A 23239-nucleotide genomic window follows, 5' to 3' on the forward strand; every position below is an offset into this window, starting at 1 on the left:
TTATCATTCAGCGACGGCGGCAGCGCCGTGTCACTCACCCTTCCCCGCATTTCCATGACCTTTATCCAACGCCCCTTCGCACGCGCCGTGCAACGCGGCTTCACGCTGATCGAGCTGATGGTCGTACTGGTCATCATCGGCGTGCTCGCCGCGCTGATCGTACCGAATGTGATCGAGCGCGCCGACGATGCCCGCGTCACCGCCGCGCGGACGGACGTCAACAACCTGATGCAGGCGCTCAAGCTCTACCGCCTGGACAACCAGCGCTATCCCACTGCCGAGCAGGGGCTGCAGGCCCTGCTGACCCGGCCCACGACCGGCCCGGCCGCCCCCAACTGGAAGCCCTACGTCGAGAAGCTGCCCAACGATCCCTGGGGCCGCCCTTACCAGTACCTCAATCCGGGCCTGAAAGGCGAGATCGACGTGTTCTCCTTCGGCCCCGACGGCCAGCCCGGCGGCGAGGGCAAGAATGCCGACATCGGCAGCTGGCAATAAGCGCGTCGCTTCCGGCCTGGCCGGCCGCCGCCGTCGCGGAGGCTTCACCCTGATCGAACTGCTGGTCGTGCTCGCGATCATCGCGCTGGCCACCGCCGGCGTCGGCCTGGCCTTGCGCGACCCCGGCCAGGAAAAGCTCGACCGGGAAGCGGAACGCCTGTCTGCCCTGCTCGAGGCCGCGCGTGCCCAGTCGCGCGCGAGTGGCATCGCCGTGCGTTGGCGCCCCACGCCGCAAGGGCCCGGCAGCTTCGTCTTCGACGGGCTGCAACCCGGCACGCTGCCTACCGCGTGGATGTCCGAGGGCATCACGGCACAGCCGCTGGCGGGTGACGGCTCGGCGGTGATGGCCCTGCAGCTCGGCCCCGAACCGATCATCGCGGCGCAGCAGGTGCTGCTCAGCTCGGAGGGCCCGCCCTCGCGCACCTTGCGCATCGCGACCGACGGGCTCAAGCCTTTCGCGGTGGTCGCGCCATGAGACACGCGAAATCGTCCCCCGGCACGCGCCAGCGCGGCTTCACGCTGGTCGAAGTGCTGGTCGCGCTGGGCATCATCGCGATCGCGCTCGCGGCGGGGACGCAGGCCACCAATGCGCTCACGCGCAACGGCCAGCGACAGTCGGATCTTCTGCTGGCCCAGCTCTGCGCAGAGAACGAATTGATCAAGGCCCGCCTCGCGCGCCAGATGCCGGCCATCGGAGACGCCGGCGTGGTCTGCACCCAGGCCAACACCAGCTTCGGTGTCACCATCTCGACCACGCCGACGCTGAACCCGAACTTCCGCCGCGTCGACGTGCAGGTGCGCGACGCGGCCGAGGCGCCGCTGCTGCGCCTGTCGACTGTCGTGGGCCGCTTCTGATGACCCCGCTGCGCCGCTCCCACGGCTTCACGCTGATCGAACTCATGGTGGCGATCGCGGTGATGGCCCTGCTCGCGCTGGTGAGTTGGCGCGGCCTCGACGGCATGGCGCGCGCCCAGTCCCAGAACCGGGAACGCGGCGATGCCGTGCTGGCGCTGCAGGCCACGCTCCTGCAATGGACGGCCGATCTGGACGCCGTCACCGTCCTGTCGCAGACACGCGCCCTGGACTGGGACGGCCGCACCCTGCGCCTCACGCGTCGCAGCACCGACACCTCCCAGCCGGTGGTCTACGTCGTCGCCTGGACACAGCGTGCCGACGCCAACGGTGTCGTGCGCTGGTTCCGCTGGCAGTCGCCCCCGCTGACGACGCGGCCCGCCTGGCAGCAGGCCTGGGACCGCGCCGGGGCCTGGGCGCAGGATGGCAGCGGCAGCGGCGATGACATGCGCGGCAGCGAGCTGGGCCTGATGCCGCTGAACAGCTGGCAGCTCTTCTATTTCCGGAACGACGCCTGGGGCCCTGCGGTCGGTGCCGCCGCGCTCACCACCAGCACGCAGCTGCCGGATGGAATTCGCCTGGTGCTGAACCTGCCGCCGGGGCCGGCGCTCGCCGGCCTGATCACCCGCGACTGGGTACGTCCCACCGCCGCCGTGGCCAAGAGCACGTCATGAAGCAGGCGCCCCGCCCATTCCGACGACGGCACCGCGGTGCGGCGCTGCTCACCGCCATGCTGACCGTCACGCTCGTCGCGACGCTCGCCGCCGCCGCGCTGTGGCAGCAATGGCGCGCGGTCGAGGTCGAGGCGGCCGAGCGCGCGCGCGTGCAATCGGCCTGGGTGCTCGTGGGTGCGCTGGACTGGTCACGCCTGATCCTGCGCGAGGACGCGCGTGCGGGCGGCACGTCCGGCCCGGACCATCTCGCGGAACCCTGGGCCATTCCGCTGGAAGAAGCCAAGCTGTCGAGCTTTCTCGCGGCCGACAAGAACATCGCCAGCGACGCGATGGAGGGTTTGCCGGAGGCCTTCCTGGCGGGCCGCATCACCGATGCCCAGTCCAAGCTCAACGTGATGAACCTGGTGTCCAATGGTGCCCCGGTGCCGGCAGCGGTTGCATCCTTCACCAAGCTGTTCGAGCTGCTGGGCCTGCCGGTGCAGGAAGTGCCCATCCTGGTGGCCCAGTTGCGCAGCGCCATGCCCGTGGCGCCGGCCGCGGCCTCGTCTCCGGGCACGGTCACCGGCACTGGCACAAATACCAACACTGGCACCGGCACTGGTACGACCCCGACGACCACGACCAGCGGTGCTCCAGGGGGAACATCCGGCGGCAGCACCCGGACTGCAACGCAGCAGACCGACGGCACGTCCGCAGGCCCCTTGCTGCCCCTGCGGACCTACCAACTGGTCTGGCTCGGCCTGTCGCCCTCCACGGTAAGCGCGCTGGAGCCGTACGTCACCATCCTTCCGGAGCCGCGTCCCATCAACATCAACACCGCCAGTGCCGAGGTCCTGGCCGCCAGCCTGCCTTCGCTCGACCTGGCGACCGCCAAGCGGCTGGTCGCACGCCGGGCCCGCAAATACTTCAGCTCGGTCCAGGAAGCGAATCTGGAGCTGCCCCAGGGCACCTCGCAGTTCAACGAGTCCCACAGCGTGGCGACCCGCTATTTCGAGGTCCTGGGCCGCCTGCGGCTCGATCGCACCTGGGTCGAGGAGCATTCGCTCTTGCAGCGAGACGGCATCGAGCTGCGCATCCTCTGGCGCGAACGTGGCGCCGGCACCACGTCCACCCCACCGAAATCCTGAGAGCGAAACCTTTGGTCACGCATATCGGATAAAACACATCGCAGACCCCACGCCACGCGCCGCCGACGCTATTGAATTTGTAGCGGCGATGTTAACCATCCACCTACAATGGCGACCCCTCATCGATCCCCATGGCCCTGCTGCTCGTCACTGCCCCCCTCCCACCCGCCCCCGTCGGCGGCGACTACGGTTGGGCAGTCTGGTCCAGCGACGGCCGCAAGCTCCGCTCGCAGGGCAGCGCCCCGCCGGCCCTGCTGCCGAGCAGTGACGAGGTGATCCTCGGCGTGCCGGCGGCCATGCTGTCCTGGCACGCCGTGACCCTGCCCCAGGGCAGCCTGAGCGGCGCCGTGAAGCTGCGCTCGGTCCTGGCCGGCCTGCTCGAGGACCGGCTGCTCGACGACCCCGAGCAATTGCATTTCGCGCTCGAACCCACCGCCCGCGTCGGCATCCCTGTGTGGGTCGCGGCCTGCAGCCGGCCCTGGCTGCGCAGCGTGGTGCAGGCCCTGGAAGGCGCCGGCCGCCGCGTCACCCGCATCATTCCGGAGTTCGTTCCGCAACCTGCCGGCGCGGCGCCGATGCTGTTCGCCATCGGCGAACCCGGCACTGCGCAGCTGGTGGTGTGCGACAGCGAGGGCGTGACCCTGCTGCCGCTCGATGCAGCGGGCGCCGCGCTCGTGGGCCCCGTCCCCGAGGGCGCCGCCGTCCTGGCCGAGCCGGCCGTGGCCGAACTGGCGGAAAGCCTGCTCGGGCGGCGCGTGCCCATCGTCAAGCCGGCCGCGCGCTGGTGGCAGGCCAGCCAGGCCCCCTGGGACCTGGCGCAGTTCGACCTCGCATCCACCGGCCGCGCACGCGCGGGCAAGAAGCTGGCCGCGATCTGGCGCACTTTGTGGCACGGTCCCGAATGGCGGTTCGCGCGCTGGGGCGCCCTGGCGCTGCTGGTGGCCCAGCTGATCGGCCTGAACGCCTGGGCCTGGAAGGAGCGCAGCGCGCTCGACAACAAGCGGGCCGCCGTCAACAACATCCTGCGGCAGACCTTCCCCTCGGTGCAGCTGGTGGTCGATGCCCCGGTGCAGATGGCGCGCGAAGTCGCCACCCTGCAGCAGGCCACCGGCGGTGTCTCGGCCATCGACCTCGAGCCCATGCTCAGCGCGGTGGCGACCAGCCTGCCGCCGGGCCGCGTGCCCACCGCGATCGACTACACCGCGGGCCAGCTGCGGCTGCGCGGGCTGGGCCTGCAGCCCTCCGAGGCCAGCCGCATTGCGGCCACCTTGTCGGCGCGCGGCTACGGCGCCCGCAGCGAGGGCGACCTGCTCCTGGTGCAGGCGGAGGCGCAGCGATGAACTGGCTGGAGGCGCTGCAAGCGCGCTGGCAGGCCTGGTGGCCCGAGCTGGAACCCCGCGAACAACGACTGATCGGCGCCGCGGCCGCGGTGGTGCTGCTGGCCCTGCTCTGGTGGGTAGCGCTGGCTCCGGCGCTGCGCACCCTGTCCGCCGCACCGGCCGAACACGCCCGGCTCGACGCGCAGCTGCAGCAGATGACCGGCCTGCAGGCCCAGGCCAAGGCCCTGCAGGCGCAGCCCCGCGCCAGCCGCGACGACGCCATGCGTGCCCTCGAGAGCTCGGTGCGCGAAAGCCTCGGCCCCAACGCCCAGCTCCAGCCCGCCGCCTCGGGCGAAGGCGTGTCGGTCGCGGTGCGCGCGCTGCGGGCGGACACGCTGGCGCAATGGCTGGCCCAGGCGCGCACCAATGCACGCGCGGTCCCGCGCGAAGTCCATCTCGCCCGCAGTGCGCAGAGCGCGCCCGCCGAGGGCGGCGGCACGGCACCAGCCAAGAGCGGCGAGCGCCCCGTCCCGCGCTGGGACGGCACCGTGGTCATGGGCCTGCCGCCCCGCTGAGCGTCGCGCCATGGCCACGAGACACGATCCTTCCGCCCGCGCGACCACCGGCCGCGGCTGGGCCCTGCTGGGCCTGATCCTGGGCGTGCTGCTGGCTCTCTCTCTCTACGCCCCGGCGCGCTGGCTGGCCGCCGGCCTGGCACGATGGAGCGACGGCCACCTCCAGCTGGTCAATGCACGCGGCACGATCTGGGAGGGCACCGCCGGCGTCGTGTTCGCCAGCGGCGCGGGCGGCGTCGAATCCATCTCGCTGCCCGGCGCCCTGAGCTGGACCCTGCGCCCGCGCTGGGACGGCGTGGCGGCGACGCTGCGCATCCCCTGCTGCGCGCCGCGCCCCCTGCAGCTCAACGCCCGGCCGCGCCCCGGGGGGTTGCAGCTGACCTGGCAGGACGGCCAATCGCGCTGGCCGGCGGCCTTGCTCGCAGGCTTCGGCGCACCCTGGAACACGCTCAAGCCAGAAGGCGTGCTCGACCTGTCCATGCAAGGCTTCACGATGCAGTGGAGCGGCCCGGTGCTGCGGCTGACCGGCCGGGCCACGCTCGATGCCACCGACATCTCCTCCAGCCTGTCCACGCTGCGGCCGATGGGCAGCTACCGCATCGCGTTGGAAGGCGGGCCCCAACCCACCCTGCTGCTGACCACGCGCGAGGGCAGCCTCCAGCTCAACGGCAGCGGCCGCTGGACCGGCCGCGCCCTGCGCTTCGACGGCGAAGCGAGCGCCGCGCCGGGGCGCGAGGACGCGCTGTCGAACTTGTTGAACATCATCGGGCGACGCGAGGGCGCGCGCTCGATCATCACCCTGGGTTGACCATGACATCACCATCCACCCGTGCCCTGCGCCTCTGCACCGTCGCCCTCGCGGTGCATCTGCTGATCGGCACCACCGGCCTGCCGGCGGCTTTCGCGCAGGACGCCCCGCGCCGCGGCGAGCCGATCACGCTGAATTTCACCAATGCCGAGATCGAGTCCGTCGCGCGCACCATGGCCGTCGTGACCGGCCGCGACGTGGTGGTCGATCCGCGCGTGAAGGGCACCATCAACCTCCAGACCGACCGGCCCATCTCGCCCAGCGCGGCCTTCAACCAGTTCGCCGCGGCGCTGCGCCTCCAGGGCTTCTCGATCGTGCAGTCCGAGGGTCTCTACAAGGTGGTGCCCGAGGCCGATGCCAAGCTGCAGAGCAACGCGGTCACGACCTCCAGCTCCGCCACCGCCAGCCTGGCCGGCAATCAGATCGCGACCCAGGTCTTCAAGCTGAACTACGAGTCGGCCAACAACCTGCTGCCGGTGCTGCGGCCGCTGATCGCGCCCAACAACACCATCAACGTCAACCCGGGCAACAACTCGCTGGTGATCACCGACTACGCGGAAAACATGCGGCGCCTGGCCCGCATCATCGCCGCGCTGGACGTGCCCAACGCCTCCGACGTGGAAGTGATCCCGCTCAAGCATTCGGTCGCCACCGACCTGGTGCCCGTGCTCACCCGCCTGGTCGAGGGCGGCTCGGCCACCCCCGGAGGACCCGGCGGGGCGCCCGGCACCGTCGATGCCTCCTTCCGCACCACCCTGCTGGCCGAGCCGCGCAGCAACGCGATCATCATGCGGGCAGCGAACCCCGCACGGTCCCAGCTGGTCCGCTCCCTGATCCAGCGGCTCGACCGTCCGCCGGCCGAGAGCGGCAACGGCGCCGCCGGCAACATCTACGTGGTCTACCTGAAGAACGCCGATGCGGTGCGCATCGCCACCACCCTGCGCGCAGCGCTCGCGGCCGCCCAGCCCAGCGGCACAGGCACCCCGGGCGCGCCCGGCGCGACGGCCGTCCAGTCCGCACCTCAGCAGCAGCAGCAACAACAGCAGTTCAGCCTGTCCGGCAGCGGTGGCGGCCTGAGCGCCGCCACCACGCCCGTCAGCACCACCGCGCCACCGTCCACCGGCGGACAGATCCAGGCCGATCCTGCCACCAACTCGCTGATCATCAGCGCCCCCGAGCCCCAGTACCGCCAGATCCGTGCGGTGATCGAACAGCTCGACAGCCGGCGCGCGCAGGTGCTCATCGAGAGCCTGATCGTCGAGGTCAATGCCGACAAGGCGGCCGAATTCGGCATCCAGTGGCAAAGCGGCATCGGCAGCACCGGCGACCGCAACGTGGGCGTGATCGGCACCAATTCCAGCCTGGGCGGCGCCAACATCATCGACCTGGCCGTCGGCCTGGCGACCGGCAACACCGCCGCGCGGCCCTCGAGTGGCTTCAACTTCGGCATCGGGCACCGCTACGGCAGCAGCAACCAGTACGTGCTGGGCTTCCTGGCCCGCTTCCTGTCCGCCAACGGCGAAGGCAACGTGCTCTCGACGCCGAACCTGCTGACCCTGGACAACGAAGAAGCCAAGATCGTCGTCGGCCAGAACGTGCCCTTCGTGACCGGCCAGTACACCAACACCGGCGGCAACAACAACACGGTCAACCCCTTCCAGACCATCGAGCGCAAGGACGTGGGCCTGACACTGCGCGTGCGCCCGCAGATCAGCGAGACCGGCACGGTCAAGATGCAGATCTTCCAGGAAGTCTCCAGCGTGGTCGCCTCCACGGTCAACAACATCAACGGCCCGACCACCACCAAGCGTTCGATCGAGTCGAACGTGCTGGTGGACGACGGCAACGTCATCGTGCTGGGCGGCCTTCTGGCCGACGAGTACTCGAACTCCACCGAGAAGGTGCCGGGCCTCGGCGACGTGCCCGTGCTGGGCAACCTGTTCAAGAGCGAAGTGCGCAGCCGCAAGAAGACCAACCTCATGGTGTTCCTGCGCCCCACCGTCGTGCGCGACCAGCTTTCGGGCGATGCCATCACCGCCGACCGCTACGACGCGCTGCGCGCGCTGCAACAGACCACGCAGCCAGCCACCGACAACCCGATGCTCAACGCCGTGCGCGACTCGGTGATCCTGCCGCCGCTGCCCGAGGTCAAGCAAGGCGATCCATCGCGCCGCATCGAGGGCACGCGCCTCATTCCGCCGCCGATGCCGCCGCAGCACATGCCGCTGCCCGCCGGCCCGCTCAGGGGTGCGCTGCCGCCCACGGCCGACCCGGCGACCGGGCGCGAACTGCCCTAGAGGACGGCGCCATGCGCTACCCCTTGCCCTATGCCTTCGCGCGCACCCAGCAACTGCTGCTGGAAGAGTCGGACGACGGTGCCCTGACGCTCTGGATGCCCCAGTCGCCCGCCAAGAGTGCCCTGGGCGAAGTGGTGCGCAAGTACGCCGTCAAGGCGTTCCAGCCACTGCCGGCCGATGACCTGGCGCGCCGCATCAGCGCCGCCTACGCACAGGGCGAATCCAACGCCGCCGCGGTGGTCAGCGAGGTGCAGAGCGATGCCGACCTCTCGCGCATGATGCAGGAGCTGCCGGCCGTCGAAGACCTGCTGGAGAGCGCCGGCGACGCGCCCATCATCCGCATGCTCAACGCCCTGCTCACGCAGGCGGCGCGCGACGGCGCCAGCGACATCCACATCGAGCCCTACGAGCGAACATCCTCGGTGCGCTTCCGCATCGACGGCACGCTGCGCGAGGTGGTGCAGCCCAATCGCGCACTGCATGCCGCGCTGATTTCGCGCCTGAAGATCATGGCCGACCTCGACATCGCCGAGAAGCGGCTGCCGCAGGATGGGCGCATCAGCCTGCGCATCGGCACCCGCGCGGTGGACGTGCGGGTCTCCACCCTGCCTTCCGCCCACGGCGAGCGGGCGGTGCTGCGGCTGCTGGACAAATCAGAGAGCCGGCTCACACTGGAGGCGGTGGGCATGCAGGGCGACACGCTCTCGCGCTTCGAGCACCTCATCGGCCAGCCACACGGCATCATCCTCGTGACCGGCCCCACCGGCTCGGGCAAGACCACCACCCTCTATGCCGCGCTGCAGCGCCTGGACAGCGCCCACAGCAACATCATGACGGTGGAGGACCCGATCGAGTACGAACTTCCCGGCGTCGGCCAGACCCAGGTCAATGCCAAGATCGACCTCAGCTTCGCCAAGGCCCTGCGCGCCATCCTGCGGCAGGACCCTGACGTCATCATGATCGGCGAGATCCGCGACTTCGAGACTGCCCAGATCGCGATCCAGGCCTCGCTCACCGGCCACCTGGTGCTGGCCACGCTGCACACCAACGACTCGGTCAGTGCGGTCACGCGCCTGACCGACATGGGGGTGGAGCCTTTTCTGCTGAGCTCCTCCTTGCTGGGCGTGCTGGCCCAGCGCCTGGTGCGCCGCCTGTGCCCGGTGTGCGCCACGCCGACGGCAGCGGGGGACGAAGCGGAGCCCGTGGGCTGCGAGGCCTGCGGCCAGACCGGCTACCAGGGCCGCACCGGCATCTTCGAGCTGCTGGTGGCCGACGACACCATCCGTTCGCTGGTGCACAACCGCGCGCCCGAGAGCCAGCTCTTCGTGGCCGCCGAGCGCGGCGGACTGCGCTCGATGCGCGAGGATGGGGAGCGGCTGGTCAAGAGCGGCATCACCTCGCGCGCCGAATTGCTTCGCGTCACGCGCGAGTGATAGGGCAAGTGATCGGCGACCCAGGGCGCCCATCGGCCGCCGCCGGGCCGCCCAAGGCGGCCGAGGCTCCCCTTCGGGGGGTGCAGTTACACGCAGCGAAGCGAAGCAAATAGCCGGGGGGCCGTCATCACTCCATCACGACGAGGTTGCGCGTCTGCGGATCGGTCTCCACCGCCCGCACCTGCCCCTTCGCGTCGAACAAGACCTGGAACTCGCTGAAGCTCCCCAGCCACATGCGCCACACCGGCGCGTCGAGCGTCGGGTTCTCGCTGCTGATCGGGTAGCCCACCGCCATCGCGACCTGCTCGCGCGTCATGCCCTTGGTCACGCGCGCCGCCTTGATGGCCTCCCGGATCTTTGGCGGGAAGCTGGCGATGCGCGCCGCCGGGTCTTCGGTGACCACGTAGCGCTTTGCGAAAGTGCCCAGGTCCAGGTCGCGGCTGTAGTCGTTGCCGATGTCCTGTTTCTTGCCATCGATCAGCACGTTGACCCGGTAGCGGCCGTAGCCGGTCACCTGCGCCGGTGTGCCCACCGGGATCACCCGCTTGCCGCTCTCGGCGTAGTTGCTGTCGCTGATCCAGCTGCCATCGGTGCGCAGGTTGCAGCAGAGATAGCCGTTGTAGGTCGGACGGTCCTGCGCGGCGGCAGGCAGCGCGAGCGCGCCCAGCGCGGCAGCCAGGGCCAGGGCGGGAAGGCGAAGCGACATGGAGACTCCTTCGAGGTTGTCGTTGGTTGTCGTGAAAGCCGCACGGCGAAAAGGCTGCGCCAAGGGTCGACAATGCGGGCTCGCGCATTTTGCCGCCAGTCCCCATGCCCGCCTATTCCTTCGAAGCCATAGACCAACAGGGGCAGCCCCGCAAGGGCGTGCTCGAGGCCGATACCGCGCGCAGCGCGCGCGGCATGCTGCGCGCCCAATCGCTGATCCCCCTGAACGTGACGGCGGTCGGCAGCGCCGAAGGGGGCCCTGCCGCCGCAGGCGGCTGGCGCCGCGTCATCGGCCGCCGCCGCATCTTCAACGCCACCACCCTCGCGGTCTGGACGCGCCAGCTCGCCGGGCTGGTCTCCTCCGGCCTGCCGCTGGAACGCGCCCTCACCGCGCTGACCGAGGAATCCGAGACCGAGGAGCAGCGCAACCTGGTCGCCTCGCTGCGCGCCGACGTCAATGCGGGCTCGCCCTTCGGCCGGGCACTGTCGCAGCATCCGCGCGAGTTCTCGCCGATCTACACCGCAGTGATCGGCGCCGGCGAGCAGAGCGGCAACCTGGGGCTCGTGCTCGAGCGCCTGGCCGACGACCTGGAACAGCGCCAGGCCCTGCAGCAGAAGCTGGTCGGCGCCGCGCTCTACCCCGCCATCGTCACCCTCGTCGCGATCGTCATCGTGGTCTTCCTGGTGAGCTACGTGGTGCCCCAGGTGGCGAACGTGTTCGCCGGCACCAAGCGCGCCCTGCCCTTTCTCACGGTGGCCATGCTCGCGCTGAGCGACTTCGTGCGCAACTACGGCTGGCTGATGCTGGGCGTGATCGTGCTGGCGGCCATCGGCTCGCGCATGGCGCTGGCACGCGCCACGGTCCGAGAGCGCTTCGACGCCGCCTGGCTGGAGCTGCCGCTGGTCGGCCGCCTCTCGCGCGGCTACAACGCGGCCCGCTTCGCCAGCACCCTGGCCATGCTGGCCACCGCCGGCGTGCCCATCCTGCGCGCACTGCAGGCCGCATCGGAGACGCTGGGCAACACCGCCATGCGGGCCGATGCACTCGATGCGCTGGTGCTGGTGCGCGAGGGCGCGCCGCTGGCCTCGGCGCTGGCGCAGAAGAAGCGCTTCCCCGGCATCGTCTCGATGTTCGCGCGCCTGGGCGAGCAGACCGGCACACTGCCGCTGATGCTGCAGCGCGCCTCCACCCAGCTCGGCGCCGAAGTGCAGCGGCGCGCCATGCACCTGGCCACCATCCTGGAGCCGCTGCTGATCGTCGCCATGGGCGGCGTCGTGATGCTGATCGTGCTGGCCGTGCTGCTGCCGATCATCCAGCTCAACCAGTTCGTGAAGTAGCTCCATGCCGGTCACCCTGGACGACAAACTCGTGGTCGCGATCTCCTCGCGCGCCCTGTTCAACCTGGAAGAAGAGAACCGCCTCTTCGACGCGGGCGACCCCGACGCCTACATGCGCCTGCAGCTCGAGCGCCAGGACGTGCCGGCAGCCCCCGGCATCGCCTACTCGATGATCCGCAAACTGCTGCGCTTCAACGACGACGGCGTGCAGCGCGTCGAGGTGGTCATCCTCTCGCGCAACGACCCCGTCTCGGGCATGCGCATCTTCAACTCCGGCGCCGCGGCCGAACTGCGCGTGCAGCGGGGCGTGTTCACGCAGGGACGGCCGCCGTACCGCTATCTGCGGCCGCTCAACGCCGACATCTTCCTGTCCGCCAATGCCTCCGACGTGCGGGAAGCGCTCTCGGCCGGCTTTCCTGCCGCGCACGTGCGGGTCGACGGCGCGCTGGCGAGCGCCCTGCACCCGGACGAAGTCCGCATCGCCTTCGACGGTGATGCAGTCCTCTTCTCCGACGAGGCCGAACGGGTGTTCCAGCAGCAGGGCCTCGATGCCTTCCAGGCCCACGAGAGCAGCAAGGCGTCGGTCCCGCTCGGCGCCGGTCCCTTCAAGCCCTTCCTCGTGGCGCTGCACCGCTTGCAGCAGGCCTCGACGACCGGCATGCGCATCCGCACCGCCCTCGTCACCGCACGCGGCGCACCCGCCCACCGGCGCGCGATCCAGACCTTGATGAACTGGAACATCCGGGTCGACGAGGCCATGTTCCTGGGCGGTCTGCCCAAGGGCGAATTCCTGCGCGAGTTCGAGCCCGACTTCTTCTTCGACGACCAGACCGGGCACGTGGAATCGGCGGCCCGCCACGTGCCGGCGGGCCATGTGGCCAGCGGCATCAGCAACCTGGTGGTGCCGCCCGAGTCGGTGTGAACCGACGCTCGACGCGGCGGCGCCGGGACGCCGGATTCAGCGCGGATTAAGAATGCGGCAGCCGCGGGCGCTACGATGCCCGCGGGGCGCCGCTCCCGGGCGCCATCCACTTCACAGGCTGCCCAATGATCGACGCCTCCTCCCGCACCGACCCGACTCACTCCAGCCACCAGGGCCTGCTGTCCACGCTGCGCCGCATCGGCGCGCTCACGGCGCCCTACTTCCGATCCGACCAGAAGTGGCGCGCGCGCGGCCTGCTGGTGGCCATCGTGCTGCTCAACCTGGGCGCGGTCTACATGCTCGTGCAGATCAACGAGTGGTACCGCGTGTTCTACGACGCGCTGCAGAACAAGGACCAGGCCGTGTTCTGGCAGCAGATCGTGCGCTTCTGCTGGCTGGCCCTGATCTTCATCGTGATCGCCGTCTACAAGTTCTACCTGACCCAGATCCTCCAGCTGCGCTGGCGCGTCTGGATGACCGACCACTACCTCCAGCGTTGGCTGGAGAACAAGGCCTTCTACCGGCTCGAACTGGCGCGCTACACCCCGGGCAGCGAGCGCCTGCCCGACAACCCGGACCAGCGCATCCAGGAAGACCTGAACCTCTTCACCACCTACACGGTGACGCTGTCCATGGGCATCCTCAACGCGCTGGTGACGCTGGGGAGCTTCGTCGGCATCCTGTGGACGCTCAGCGGCTCGCTCAGCGTGCCCCTGCCCGGCGGAGGCAGCCTGGAAATCGCCGGCTACATGGTCTGGGCCGCGGTGCTGTATTGCGCGGTGGGCAGCGCCATCGCCCACTGGATCGGCAAGCCGCAGGTGGGCCTGAATTTCCAGCAGCAGATGCTGGAGGCCAACTTCCGCCACCACCTGATCCGCGTGCGCGAGTACAGCGAGGCCATCGCGCTGGACACCGGCGAACGCGTGGAGCGCCGCCAGCTCGACCTGCGCTTCGCGGACGTGATGAACAACTACCTGCGCCTCATCCGCAGCCAGAAGAACCTCACCTGGTTCAGCACCTTCTTCGCGCAGGCGGCCGTCATCTTCCCGCTCGTGGTGGCGGCGCCGCGCTTCTTCAGCGGCGCGATCCAGCTGGGCCAGTTGATGCAGATCAACTCGGCCTTCGGCCGGGTGCAGGACTCGCTTTCCTGGCTCGTCGACAACTACATGACGCTGGCCACCTGGAAGGCCACCAGCGACCGCCTGTCCGGCTTCGAGGACAGCCTCAGCGCGCAGTCCGTGGAGGCCGAGGGCTTCGAGCGCACGCCCTCGGACAGCGCCATCGACGCCAGCGCCATCAGCATCGGCCTGCCGAACGGGCGGGCCCTGCTGGCGCCGACCACCCTGCACGTGGCGCCGGGCGATTCGGTGCTGGTGCACGGCCCCTCGGGCAGCGGCAAGTCCAGCCTGTTCCGCACGCTCGCGGGCATCTGGCCGCACGCGCGCGGCAAGGTCGCGCTGCCGAAGGACACCATGTTCATTCCGCAGCAGCCCTACTTCCCCGACGGCCGGCTGCGCGACGCGCTGGCCTACCCCGAGCCGGCGGAACGCTACGACGACGACGCTCTGCGCGAGGCACTGAAGCAGGCGCTGCTGCCCCAGCTGGCCGACCAGCTCGACCGCAAGGACGCCTGGAGCCAGAAGCTCTCCGGCGGCGAGCGGCAACGCCTGGCGATCGCCCGCGTGCTGCTCAAGAAGCCCGCGTGGGTGCTGGCCGACGAGGCCACCAGCGCGCTCGACGAGCCTGCGGAGGCGACGGTCTACCAGCGGCTGGTGGACACGGTAAGGCGCGCCGGCGGCGGTATCGTCTCCATCGCGCACCGCAGCACGCTGGGTGAACACCATGGCCGGCACTGGAAGCTGCAGCCGCAGGACCCCGCCGATGGCGCCGCCTTCCGGCTGCAGGAGGCGCAGCCGGCGGGCTGAAGCGCAGCACGCCTTGCCCCGAGACCAGGTTCGAGTCAGGCCTGCGCGCGGCCTGCCGCGTAACGCTCCCACCCGCGCGCGCGCAGCTCGCAGGCCGGGCAACTGCCGCAGCCATAGCCCCAGGCATGGCGTTGCATGCGGTCGCCCAGGTAGCAGGTGTGGGTGTCTTCCACGATCAGCTCGACCAGCGCATCGCCGCCCAGGCGATGCGCCATGGCCCAGGTGTCGGCCTTGTCGATCCACATCAGCGGCGTCTCGATCAGGAAGCGTCGCTCCATGCCCAGTGAGAGCGCGATCTGCATCGCCTTCATGGTGTCGTCGCGGCAGTCGGGGTAGCCCGAGAAGTCGGTCTCGCAAACTCCGGTGACGATCGCCTGCAATCCGCGCCGGTAGGCCAGCGCGGCGGCGAGCGTGAGGAACAGCAGGTTGCGCCCCGGAACGAAGGTGTTGGGCAGGCCGCCGGTCTGCATCTCGAAGGCGATCTCCTTCGTCAGCGATGAATCGCTGATCTGGCCCAGCACGTCGACGTTCAGCAGGTGGTCATCCCCCAGCCGCGGCGCCCAGACCGGGAAGCGTTCGCGCAGACGCGCGAGCACCGTGAGCCGCGCCTGAAGCTCGATGCGGTGCCGCTGGCCATAGTCGAAGCCGATGGTTTCGACTCGCTCGTACTTGGAAAGCGCGTCGGCCAGGCAGGTGGTGGAGTCCTGGCCGCCAGAGAAAAGGACGAGGGCAGTGGTGTGCATGGTTGATGCTAGTCCACTGCAACACTGAAATCGACTGGTGCAGTCCACCCGATACGGGCGGCCCTCACCACTCATTTCAATGTTTCAGTGGACTGGCCGGGCGGATGAAGGTGCTGCGCCCGCTCTGGTGAATGCCCATCCTTCCCAGCGTCGCCCAGCGCACTGCCGTGGAGTTCAAGTGCCCCTGAGAGCTTCATGACAGGCAGTCGCTTCAAAGAAAGCGCTCCAGCAGCTTGCGCGACACACGATCCAGCGCCTTCACATCCGGAATGCGGAACTGCACCCCATGCGCACTGGCGATCAGCAGCGCCCCTCCTTCAAGCCGGCGGATGTCCTCCTCGGCCTTGAGCACGAACTGTGTCTCGCCCCGGTCGGTGCTCACGCTCCAGGTGCTGGGCACACCGAAGCTGGACACCTTGTGCAGCTTCAGCAAGGTCGGCGCGAAGTCGCGCGCAGCCAGGTCCTCGGCGAGCAGTGCGCGCATGGGTTCTGGCAGGTCTGCAAGGCGGTCGATCCACAGCAGCTCCCGGCCATCGCTGCCGACCAGCGAGAGGCCCTCGTCCGGCGCCGAGAGCGGAAAGGCACGCACCGGCACCACGCCGGCGTGGCGCACGCCCTCGGCATTGATCAGCACCAGGCGCCCGAAGGCGTCGCGCTCCAAGGCAAAGCGGCTGTTCATGCGTCCCCCGCCGGATGTGCCGCATGCCCGCCCAGCGCGATCGCCACGCCGGCGCGCTCGGCGACGGCGCCCGGGCTCTCGCCGTCGGCCTGCCGAAGCTGCGCCTGGTAGAGCCGCCAATAAGCGCCCTGCTTTTCCATCAGCGCATCGTGCGGCCCGACCTCGACGACCTCGCCGCGGTCCATCACCACCAGCCGGTCGGCCTTGCGCAGTGTCGACAGGCGGTGCGCGATGGCGATGGTGGTGCGGCCCTGCACCAGGTTGTCCAGCGCCTTCTGGATCTCCTTCTCGGTCTCGGTGTCCACCGCCGAGGTGGCCTCGTCGAGGATCAGGATGCGCGGGTCGATCAAGAGCGCGCGGGCGATGCTGATGCGCTGCCGCTCGCCGCCCGACAGCCCCTGCCCGCGCTCGCCCACCAGCGAGTCGTAGCCGTGGGGCAGGCGCAGTATGAAATCGTGCGCATGGGCCGCGCGCGCCGCGGCCACGATCTCTTCGCGCGTCGCGTCGGGCTTGCCGTAGGCGATGTTCTGGGCGATGGCGCCGAAGAACAGGAAGGGCTCCTGCAGCACCAGCCCCACGTGGCGCCGGTAGTCGGCCACCGCGAAGCGGCGGATGTCGGTGCCGTCGACCAGGATGGCGCCGTCGGTCACGTCGTAGAAGCGGCAGATCAGGTTGACCAGCGTGCTCTTGCCGGAGCCGCTGTGCCCCACCAGGCCGATCATTTCGCCGGGCTCGATGGTCAGCCCCAGGTCACGGATGACCGCGCGGCTGCCGTAGCGGAAGCCCACGTCGCGCATCTCGATACGACCCCCGATGCGCTGCACGCGCACCGGGTCGGCCGGCTCGGGCACGTTGCTCACGTGGTCCAGGATGTCGAAGATGCGCTTGGCCCCGGCCGCCGCCTTCTGCGTGACCGAGACGATGCGGCTCATCGAATCCATGCGCGTGTAGAAGCGACCGATGTAGGCGATGAAGGCCGTCAGCACCCCGACCGTGATGCTGTGCCGCGCCACCTGCCAGATGCCGAAGGCCCAGACCACCAGCAGGCCGATCTCGGTCAGCAGCGAGACGCTCGGCGTGAACAGCGACCACGTCCTGTTGAGCTTGTCGTTGACCTGAAGGTTGTACAGGTTGGCGGCGCGGAAGCGCCCGGCCTCGCGCTTTTCCTGCGCGAAGGCCTTGACCACCCGGATGCCGGGGATGGTGTCGGCCAGCACGTTGGTCACCTCGCTCCACACCCGGTCGATCTTCTCGAAGCCGGTGCGCAGCCGGTCACGCACCACGTGGATCATCCAGGCAATGAAGGGCAGCGGCACCAGGGTCACGACCGCCAGGAGCGGGTTGATGGAAATCAGGATGACCGCCGTCATCGCGATCATCAGCACGTCGGTCAGGAAGTCGAGGGCGTGCAGCGAGAGGAAGACGTTGATGCGATCCGTTTCCGATCCGATGCGCGCCATCAGGTCGCCGGTGCGCTTGCCGCCGAAGTAGTCCAGCGGCAGTGTCAGCAGGTGCTCGTAGGTGGTGGTGCGCAGATCCGCGCCGATGCGCTCGGACACCAGCGCCAGCAGGTAGGTGCGCGCCCAGCCCAGGCCCCACCCCACCAGCGCGGCGGCCAGCAGCAGGCCCAGGTACATCGCCACCTTGCCCACGGCGATCTGCTGGCCGTTCTGGAAGGGGATCAGCACGTCGTCCATCAGCGGGATGGTCAGGTAGGGCGGCACCAGGGTGGCGCCGGTGGACGCCAGGGTCAGCAGGAAGCCGATGATCAGCTGCTTGCGGTAAGGCCGGGCGAAGCGGCCCAGGCGCAGCAGCACCCACGTCGAGGGCGGTGTCTGCAGTTCAGCCTCGGACGAAACCTCGTCGGCCTCCGCGTCTGTCACGTTGGCGACACCGGCGGACTGCTGGGCGTACAGCTTCTGCATCCGCAGCGCCGCGGCCTGGTGTGCCAGGGTGTAGCGAAAGCGCGCCAGCCGGCCGGCACCGTCGCACAGGTCCAAGGTACCCAGACCGGCGTGATCGGCGAACTGCAGTTCCAGGCCCGGTCGGGTCAGTGGCCACTCGGTCCAGCCACCCTGGGCGTCGCGGGCCAGCAGGCGCCGGTCGGTCAGCGCCAGCAGTCCGGGTCTAAACCGAAGTTCGCTGTCGAGGTCAACCGCCAAAGTCGCGAGAACGTTTTCCGCGGCTCGTAGCCGGCTTTTCAGGGCAGCCGACGCCTCCTCTTCAACGCCCTCCGGGGCCCCGACTGGATCGTGATGTTGCATTGTGTTTCTGTGTCTCCGGCCCGCCGAGGCCCAGCTCATGGCCCCGGCCGGGCGCCGATTCTGACCGATGGCCATGGGCGCGCTTGAAGGCGCCGCCGTGCTCGGCCAAAGCACAACGAACGCTTCCATGCCCCGTTTCGACGACATCCGCCTCCTGCGCATCAACTATCTGCGAGGTCCGAGCATCTGGACCTACCGCCCCGTCCTCGAGGTCTGGCTCGACCTGGGCCGGCTCGAGGACTACCCCTCCAACAAGATCCCGGGCTTCGCCGACCGCCTCACGGCCCTGCTGCCCGCGCTGATCGAGCACCACTGCGGCGTGGGCGAACGCGGCGGCTTCATCCAGCGCCTGGTCGAGGGCACCTGGTCGGGCCACGTGCTGGAGCACGTGGTGATCGAGCTGCTCAATCTCGCCGGCATGGCGACCGGCTTCGGGCAAACGCGCGAGACCTCGGTGTCCGGCATCTACCGGATGGTGTTCCGCTCGCGCGACGAACAGGTGGCCCGCGTCGCCCTGGCCGAGGGCCTGCGCATCATGATGGCGGCCATCAACGACGACCCGGTCGGCCCGCAGGACGTGCAGAAGGCCATCGAGCTGATCAAGGACAAGGTGGACGACTGCTACCTCGGCCCCAGCACCGAGGCGATCGTCAATGCCGCGATCGACCGGGACATCCCCTACATCCGCCTGAACAGCGGCAACCTGGTGCAGATGGGCTACGGCGCCAACCAGCAGCGCATCTGGACCGCCGAAACCGACTACACCAGCGCCATCGGCGAATCCATCGCCAGCGACAAGCCCCTCACCAAATCCCTGCTCGCCGGCTGCGGCATCCCGGTGCCCCAGGGCCAGGCGGTGGCCAGCCCGGCCGAAGCCTGGGAAGTCGCCGAAGAGATGGGCGTGCCCGTGGTGGTGAAGCCCTCCGACGGCAACCACGGCCGCGGCGTGATCCTGGACCTGACCCGCCGCGAGGACATCGAGGCCGCTTTCGATGTGGCCCGGCGCCACGGCAGCGAGGTGCTGGTCGAGCGCTACATCCGCGGCGAGGAGCATCGCCTTCTCGTGGTCGGCGGCCGCATGGTGGCCGCCGCGCGCGGCGAAACCGTCTGGATCACCGGCGATGGCCGCTCCGACGTCCGCGCCCTGATCGAGAGCCAGATCAACAGCGACCCCCGCCGCGGCGACACCGAGGATTTCCCCCTCTCCAGGCTGGGCGCGCGCGACGGCGCCATCCTGTCCGACCTGCACCGCCAGGGCCTCGAGCCCGAATCGGTGCCCGAGCGCGGCCGGCGCGTGCTGATCCAGCGCAACGGCAACGTCGCGATCGACTGCACCGACAACGTCCATCCCGAGGTCGCCCACATGGTGGAACTGGCCGCGCGCGTCGTCGGCCTCGACATCGCGGGCATCGACCTGGTGTGCGAAGACATTTCGCATCCGCTCGGCCCCCAGGGCGGCGCGATCGTCGAGGTCAACGCCGGCCCCGGCCTGCTGATGCACCTGAAGCCGGCCGTCGGCTCGCCCCGCCCCGTCGGCCGCGCCATCTGCGACCACCTCTTCCCCGGCGACACCCAGGGCCGCATCCCCGTGGTGGGCGTGGCCGGCTCGCAGGACCCTCACGTCATCGCGCGCCTGGTGGCCTGGCTGATCGGCCTGTCCGGCCGCTACACCGGCCTGGCCTGTGGCGACGGGCTGTTCCTGGAGCGCCGGCGCGTCGACGCCCGCCCCAGCGCCACCTGGGACGCCGGCCGCCGCCTGCTGATGAACCGTGCAGTACAGGCCGTGGTGATCGAGAACGGCGCCGAGGCCATCCTGCGCGACGGCCTCGCCTACGACCGCTGCCAGATCGGCATCGTGACCGACCTCGACGGCGCCGAATCGCTCGCCGACTTCGACATCTTCGAAAGCGACCAGATGGTGCGCGTGCTGCGCACCCAGGTCGACGTGGTGCTGCCGGACGGCACCGCGGTGCTCAATGCCGCGGATCCGCGCGTGGCCGGCCTGGCGCCGCTGTGCGACGGCGACGTGATCCTCTACAGCGTCGACCCGCAGGCCGAGGCGCTCGCCAAGCACCAGGCGGCCGGCGGCAAGGCCGTGATCGTGCGGCAGGATCGGGTGGTGCTGGCCAACGGCGCCAGCGAATCCTTCCTGCCGGGCCTGGGGCGCCTCACCATCTGGCGCGCCACCCATGCCGGCGTCAGCCTCGGCAGCCTGCTGGCCGCGGTCGCGACCGGCTGGGCCATGGGCATCCCGCTGAGCCTGATCGGCGCCGGCGCCGAGGCCTTCGAGGCCGACCTGCAGGCCGCCCTCGCCTCGCTGCAGCTGTCCCAACAATCCCTCTTTTCGCCGGAGCAACAACAGGCCTGACCGGGCTTCCCGGCAGCGCCCCGCCCTTCTTCATCATGGAAGTTCAACGCGTCCGTGCCCTGCGTGGGCCCAACCTCTGGAGCCGTCATACCTGCATCGAGGCCGTCGTGGCTTGCACGGGCGACGAGAACGCCGTCGAGCGGCTGCCCGGCTTCGAAACCCGCCTGCGGGCCCTGTTCCCGACCATCGGCGAGCTGCACCCCGTCGTGCTCGGCCAGCCGCTGGCCCTGGCGCACGTGCTCGAGAACGCCGCAGTGGCGTTGCAGGCGCAGGCCGGCTGTGCCGTCAACATCGGCCATACGGCGCGCACCACGGAGGAAGGCATCTACCAAGTCACCTTCCAGTACACGGAAGAAGCCGTCGGACGGCGTGCGCTCGACCTGGCCACCCAGCTGATCGCCGCGGCGCAGAACGGCACCTCCTTCGACGCCACCGCCGCCATCACCGAGCTGCGCGACCTGGACGAAGACGAGCGCCTGGGGCCGAGCACGGGCTCGATCGTCGATGCCGCCGTCGCCCGCGGCATTCCCTATCGCCGTCTCACCAGCGGCAGCCTGGTGCAGTTCGGCTGGGGCTCCAAGCAGCGCCGCATCCAGGCCGCCGAGGTGGACAGCACCAGCGGCGTGGCCGAGGCGATCGCGCAGGACAAGGAGCTGACCAAGCAGCTGCTCAACGCCGCCGGCGTGCCGGTGCCGCTGGGCCGACCGGTCAGCAGCGTGGAAGACGGCTGGGCCGCCGCCCAGGAGATCGGGTTGCCGGTGGTCGTGAAGCCGCAGGACGGCAACCAGGGCAAGGGCGTCACGGTCAACATCGCGACCCGCCAGCAGCTCGCCGCCGCCTATGACTCCGCGGCTGCGTATGGCGAAGTGATGGTCGAGAAGTTCCTTCCCGGTTTCGACTTCCGACTGCTGGTGGTGGGCGACAGGCTCGTCGCCGCCGCGCGGCGCGACCCGCCGCAGGTGATCGGCGACGGCCGGCAGAGCGTGCGCCAGCTCATCGAACTGGTCAACCAGGACCCGCGCCGCGGCGAGGGCCACGCCACCTCCCTGACCAAGATCCGCCTGGACGACATCGCCCTCGGCCGCCTCGAGGCGCAGGGCCTCACGCCCGACAGCGTGCCCGCGCTGGGCCAGCGCGTGGTGCTGCGCAACAACGCCAACCTCTCGACCGGCGGCACCGCCACCGACGTGACCGACACCGTGCACCCCGAGGTCGCGGCCCGTGCCGTCGACGCGGCCCAGATGGTGGGCCTGCACATCTGCGGCGTCGACATGGTCTGCGAGAACGTGCTGCGTCCGCTGGAAGAGCAGCACGGCGGCGTGGTCGAGGTGAACGCAGCGCCCGGCCTGCGCATGCACATTTCGCCCTCCTTCGGCCGCGGCCGCCCGGTCGGCGAGGCGGTGATGGACACGCTCTTCGCCGACGGCGACGACGGCCGCATCCCGGTCGTCGCCGTCACCGGCACCAACGGCAAGACCACCACGGCGCGCCTGATCAACCACCTGCTCGCCGCCAGCGGCCTGCGCACCGGCATGACCAACACCGACGGCGTCTACGTCGACGGCCGCCAGACCGACAGAGGCGACTGCAGCGGTCCCAAGAGCGCCCGCAACGTGCTGCTGCACCCGGACGTCGACGCCGCCGTGTTCGAGGTGGCCCGCGGCGGCATCCTGCGCGAGGGCCTGGGCTTCGACCGCTGCCAGGTGGCGGTGGTCACCAACATCGGCAGCGGCGACCACCTGGGCCTGAACTACATCACCACCGTGGAAGACCTGGCGGTGCTCAAGCGCGTGATCGTGCGCAACGTGGCGCCGCACGGCTATGCCGTGCTCAACGCCGCCGACCACAACGTGGCCGCCATGGCGGGCAGCTGCCCGGGCAGCGTGATCTACTTCGCCCGCGACCGTCAGCACCCGGTGATGGCCACGCACCGTGCCCAGGGCAAGCGCACCGTGTACGTCGACCAGGACGCCATCGTCGCGGCCGAGGGTTCGTGGCGCGAGCGCATCCCGCTGCGCGACGTGCAACTCACGCGCAACGGCACCATCGGCTTCCAGGTCGACAACGTGATGGCGGCGGTGGCCGCCGCCTGGGCCGTCGGCCTGGACTGGGACAGCATCCGCAGCGGCCTGGCCAGCTTCAAGAGCGACCCTGGCGGCGTGCCCGGCCGCTTCAACGTCATGGACTACCGCGGCGCCACCGTGATCGCCGACTACGGCCACAACACCGACGCCATGCGCGCCCTGGTGGCGGCCGTCGACACCCTGCCGGCGACCCGGCGCTCGGTCGTGATCAGCGGCGCCGGCGACCGGCGCGACAGCGACATCCGCGACCAGACCGCGATCCTGGGTGAAGCCTTCGACGAGGTCATCCTCTACCAGGATGCCGCCCAGCGCGGCCGCGCCGACGGCGAAGTGATGGCGCTGCTGCGCCAGGGCCTGGAAGGCGCCAGCCGGACGCGCCGCATCGACGAGATCCGCGGTGAATTCCTCGCCATCGACACCGCCCTCGCGCGTCTGAAGCCCGGCGACCTGGCCCTGATCCTGGTCGACCAGGTCGAGGAAGCGCTCGCTCACCTCACTGCGCGCATCGGCGACGACTGAACGCCGTGGTGCCGGGCATGTTCCGGCGCCCCTGACGGAACTGTCCGACGCGAAGCTGCGGCGGGCGGGTCGGCTGGCCGGCCGCGCTGTCCCACAGGCGCCGCCCGGCGGG

The 23239-nt window shown here is 70.1% G+C and carries 19 protein-coding genes; 15 read left to right on the forward strand and 4 right to left on the reverse strand.

What is annotated here, in order from left to right:
• Positions 1-54 precede the first annotated feature (54 nt).
• The 10 genes from gspG (at position 55) to gspE (ending at position 9580) form a co-directional block, all read left to right on the forward strand.
• A complete protein-coding gene (gspG, locus tag ABEA07_RS01260) occupies positions 55-495 on the forward strand; it encodes a type II secretion system major pseudopilin GspG (RefSeq protein ID WP_345535349.1) in 441 nt (146 codons plus the stop codon).
• Positions 470-970, forward strand: a complete 501-nt coding sequence (locus tag ABEA07_RS01265; RefSeq protein ID WP_345535350.1) for a prepilin-type N-terminal cleavage/methylation domain-containing protein — start codon at positions 470-472, stop codon at positions 968-970. Before gspG ends, ABEA07_RS01265 begins: the two co-directional genes overlap by 26 nt.
• Complete coding sequence (gene gspI, locus ABEA07_RS01270; RefSeq protein WP_345535351.1) at positions 967-1350, forward strand: type II secretion system minor pseudopilin GspI; 384 nt, start codon at positions 967-969, stop codon at positions 1348-1350. The genes ABEA07_RS01265 and gspI overlap by 4 nt, the downstream gene beginning before the upstream one ends.
• Positions 1350-2021 (forward strand): prepilin-type N-terminal cleavage/methylation domain-containing protein, encoded by a 672-nt coding sequence (locus ABEA07_RS01275; RefSeq protein WP_345535352.1) that lies wholly within the window; start codon positions 1350-1352, stop codon positions 2019-2021. Before gspI ends, ABEA07_RS01275 begins: the two co-directional genes overlap by 1 nt.
• Positions 2018-3148, forward strand: coding sequence for a type II secretion system minor pseudopilin GspK (gene gspK / locus ABEA07_RS01280; RefSeq protein WP_345535354.1), 1131 nt, complete (start codon positions 2018-2020; stop codon positions 3146-3148). Before ABEA07_RS01275 ends, gspK begins: the two co-directional genes overlap by 4 nt.
• A 131-nt stretch (positions 3149-3279) precedes the next feature.
• Positions 3280-4488: a type II secretion system protein GspL gene (gspL, locus tag ABEA07_RS01285; RefSeq protein ID WP_345535355.1), complete on the forward strand. Its 1209-nt coding sequence runs from the start codon at positions 3280-3282 to the stop codon at positions 4486-4488.
• Positions 4485-5042, forward strand: coding sequence for a type II secretion system protein GspM (gene gspM, locus ABEA07_RS01290; protein ID WP_345535356.1), 558 nt, complete (start codon positions 4485-4487; stop codon positions 5040-5042). Before gspL ends, gspM begins: the two co-directional genes overlap by 4 nt.
• A 10-nt stretch (positions 5043-5052) precedes the next feature.
• A complete protein-coding gene (gspN, locus tag ABEA07_RS01295) occupies positions 5053-5850 on the forward strand; it encodes a type II secretion system protein N (RefSeq protein ID WP_345535357.1) in 798 nt (265 codons plus the stop codon).
• Positions 5851-5852: 2 nt separating this feature from the next.
• On the forward strand, positions 5853-8147 hold the full coding sequence (gspD, locus tag ABEA07_RS01300) for a type II secretion system secretin GspD (protein ID WP_345535359.1): 2295 nt from the start codon (positions 5853-5855) through the stop codon (positions 8145-8147).
• A gap of 11 nt (positions 8148-8158) precedes the next feature.
• The gene (gspE, locus tag ABEA07_RS01305) at positions 8159-9580 is read left to right on the forward strand and encodes a type II secretion system ATPase GspE (RefSeq protein WP_345535360.1); all 1422 of its coding nucleotides are present in this window, start codon (positions 8159-8161) and stop codon (positions 9578-9580) included.
• A gap of 127 nt (positions 9581-9707) precedes the next feature.
• Here gspE and ABEA07_RS01310 read toward each other — a convergent pair whose 3' ends face one another.
• Positions 9708-10286, reverse strand: a complete 579-nt coding sequence (locus tag ABEA07_RS01310; RefSeq protein WP_345535362.1) for a hypothetical protein — start codon at positions 10284-10286, stop codon at positions 9708-9710.
• Positions 10287-10390: 104 nt separating this feature from the next.
• Between ABEA07_RS01310 and gspF the strand changes: the two genes are divergently transcribed.
• The 3 genes from gspF to ABEA07_RS01325 all read left to right on the forward strand — a co-directional run bounded on the left by gspF (position 10391) and on the right by ABEA07_RS01325 (position 14470).
• Positions 10391-11623 carry a type II secretion system inner membrane protein GspF gene (gene gspF, locus ABEA07_RS01315; protein WP_345535363.1) on the forward strand — a complete coding sequence of 411 codons (1233 nt, stop codon included), beginning with the start codon at positions 10391-10393 and terminating at the stop codon, positions 11621-11623.
• Between the two features lie 4 nt (positions 11624-11627).
• Complete coding sequence (locus ABEA07_RS01320) at positions 11628-12545, forward strand: 5'-nucleotidase (RefSeq protein WP_345535364.1); 918 nt, start codon at positions 11628-11630, stop codon at positions 12543-12545.
• A gap of 125 nt (positions 12546-12670) precedes the next feature.
• Positions 12671-14470, forward strand: a complete 1800-nt coding sequence (locus ABEA07_RS01325; RefSeq protein ID WP_345535366.1) for an ABC transporter ATP-binding protein/permease — start codon at positions 12671-12673, stop codon at positions 14468-14470.
• Positions 14471-14505: 35 nt separating this feature from the next.
• Here the strand turns inward: ABEA07_RS01325 and queC are convergent, their stop codons facing one another.
• The 3 genes from queC to ABEA07_RS01340 form a co-directional block, all read right to left on the reverse strand.
• On the reverse strand, positions 14506-15213 hold the full coding sequence (queC, locus tag ABEA07_RS01330; RefSeq protein WP_345535367.1) for a 7-cyano-7-deazaguanine synthase QueC: 708 nt from the start codon (positions 15211-15213) through the stop codon (positions 14506-14508).
• Positions 15214-15424: 211 nt separating this feature from the next.
• Complete coding sequence (locus ABEA07_RS01335; protein ID WP_345535368.1) at positions 15425-15892, reverse strand: cyanophycin metabolism-associated DUF1854 family protein; 468 nt, start codon at positions 15890-15892, stop codon at positions 15425-15427.
• Positions 15889-18156, reverse strand: coding sequence for a cyanophycin metabolism-associated ABC transporter (locus ABEA07_RS01340; RefSeq protein ID WP_345535369.1), 2268 nt, complete (start codon positions 18154-18156; stop codon positions 15889-15891). Before ABEA07_RS01340 ends, ABEA07_RS01335 begins: the two co-directional genes overlap by 4 nt.
• Positions 18157-18283: 127 nt before the next feature.
• On the opposite strand from ABEA07_RS01340, the gene ABEA07_RS01345 reads away from it, so the two are divergent.
• Positions 18284-20524 carry a cyanophycin synthetase gene (locus ABEA07_RS01345; RefSeq protein ID WP_345535370.1) on the forward strand — a complete coding sequence of 747 codons (2241 nt, stop codon included), beginning with the start codon at positions 18284-18286 and terminating at the stop codon, positions 20522-20524.
• Positions 20525-20559: 35 nt separating this feature from the next.
• On the forward strand, positions 20560-23127 hold the full coding sequence (gene cphA / locus ABEA07_RS01350; protein WP_345535372.1) for a cyanophycin synthetase: 2568 nt from the start codon (positions 20560-20562) through the stop codon (positions 23125-23127).
• Positions 23128-23239: the final 112 nt, after the last annotated feature.

It is taken from the genome of Variovorax defluvii (assembly GCF_039541515.1).
Lineage (GTDB): Bacteria > Pseudomonadota > Gammaproteobacteria > Burkholderiales > Burkholderiaceae_C > Variovorax > Variovorax defluvii.

Excerpts from the sequence above, each read along its gene's own strand:
- gspG (WP_345535349.1), top strand. The coding sequence starts at position 55 with ATGACCTTTATCCAACGCCCCTTCGCACGCGCCGTGCAACGCGGCTTC.
- ABEA07_RS01265 (WP_345535350.1), top strand. The coding sequence starts at position 470 with ATGCCGACATCGGCAGCTGGCAATAAGCGCGTCGCTTCCGGCCTGGCC.
- gspI (WP_345535351.1), top strand. The coding sequence starts at position 967 with ATGAGACACGCGAAATCGTCCCCCGGCACGCGCCAGCGCGGCTTCACG.
- ABEA07_RS01275 (WP_345535352.1), top strand. The coding sequence starts at position 1,350 with ATGACCCCGCTGCGCCGCTCCCACGGCTTCACGCTGATCGAACTCATG.
- gspK (WP_345535354.1), top strand. The coding sequence starts at position 2,018 with ATGAAGCAGGCGCCCCGCCCATTCCGACGACGGCACCGCGGTGCGGCG.
- gspL (WP_345535355.1), top strand. The coding sequence starts at position 3,280 with ATGGCCCTGCTGCTCGTCACTGCCCCCCTCCCACCCGCCCCCGTCGGC.
- gspM (WP_345535356.1), top strand. The coding sequence starts at position 4,485 with ATGAACTGGCTGGAGGCGCTGCAAGCGCGCTGGCAGGCCTGGTGGCCC.
- gspN (WP_345535357.1), top strand. The coding sequence starts at position 5,053 with ATGGCCACGAGACACGATCCTTCCGCCCGCGCGACCACCGGCCGCGGC.
- gspD (WP_345535359.1), top strand. The coding sequence starts at position 5,853 with ATGACATCACCATCCACCCGTGCCCTGCGCCTCTGCACCGTCGCCCTC.
- gspE (WP_345535360.1), top strand. The coding sequence starts at position 8,159 with ATGCGCTACCCCTTGCCCTATGCCTTCGCGCGCACCCAGCAACTGCTG.
- ABEA07_RS01310 (WP_345535362.1), bottom strand. The coding sequence starts at position 10,286 with ATGTCGCTTCGCCTTCCCGCCCTGGCCCTGGCTGCCGCGCTGGGCGCG.
- gspF (WP_345535363.1), top strand. The coding sequence starts at position 10,391 with ATGCCCGCCTATTCCTTCGAAGCCATAGACCAACAGGGGCAGCCCCGC.
- ABEA07_RS01320 (WP_345535364.1), top strand. The coding sequence starts at position 11,628 with ATGCCGGTCACCCTGGACGACAAACTCGTGGTCGCGATCTCCTCGCGC.
- ABEA07_RS01325 (WP_345535366.1), top strand. The coding sequence starts at position 12,671 with ATGATCGACGCCTCCTCCCGCACCGACCCGACTCACTCCAGCCACCAG.
- queC (WP_345535367.1), bottom strand. The coding sequence starts at position 15,213 with ATGCACACCACTGCCCTCGTCCTTTTCTCTGGCGGCCAGGACTCCACC.
- ABEA07_RS01335 (WP_345535368.1), bottom strand. The coding sequence starts at position 15,892 with ATGAACAGCCGCTTTGCCTTGGAGCGCGACGCCTTCGGGCGCCTGGTG.
- ABEA07_RS01340 (WP_345535369.1), bottom strand. The coding sequence starts at position 18,156 with ATGCAACATCACGATCCAGTCGGGGCCCCGGAGGGCGTTGAAGAGGAG.
- ABEA07_RS01345 (WP_345535370.1), top strand. The coding sequence starts at position 18,284 with ATGCCCCGTTTCGACGACATCCGCCTCCTGCGCATCAACTATCTGCGA.
- cphA (WP_345535372.1), top strand. The coding sequence starts at position 20,560 with ATGGAAGTTCAACGCGTCCGTGCCCTGCGTGGGCCCAACCTCTGGAGC.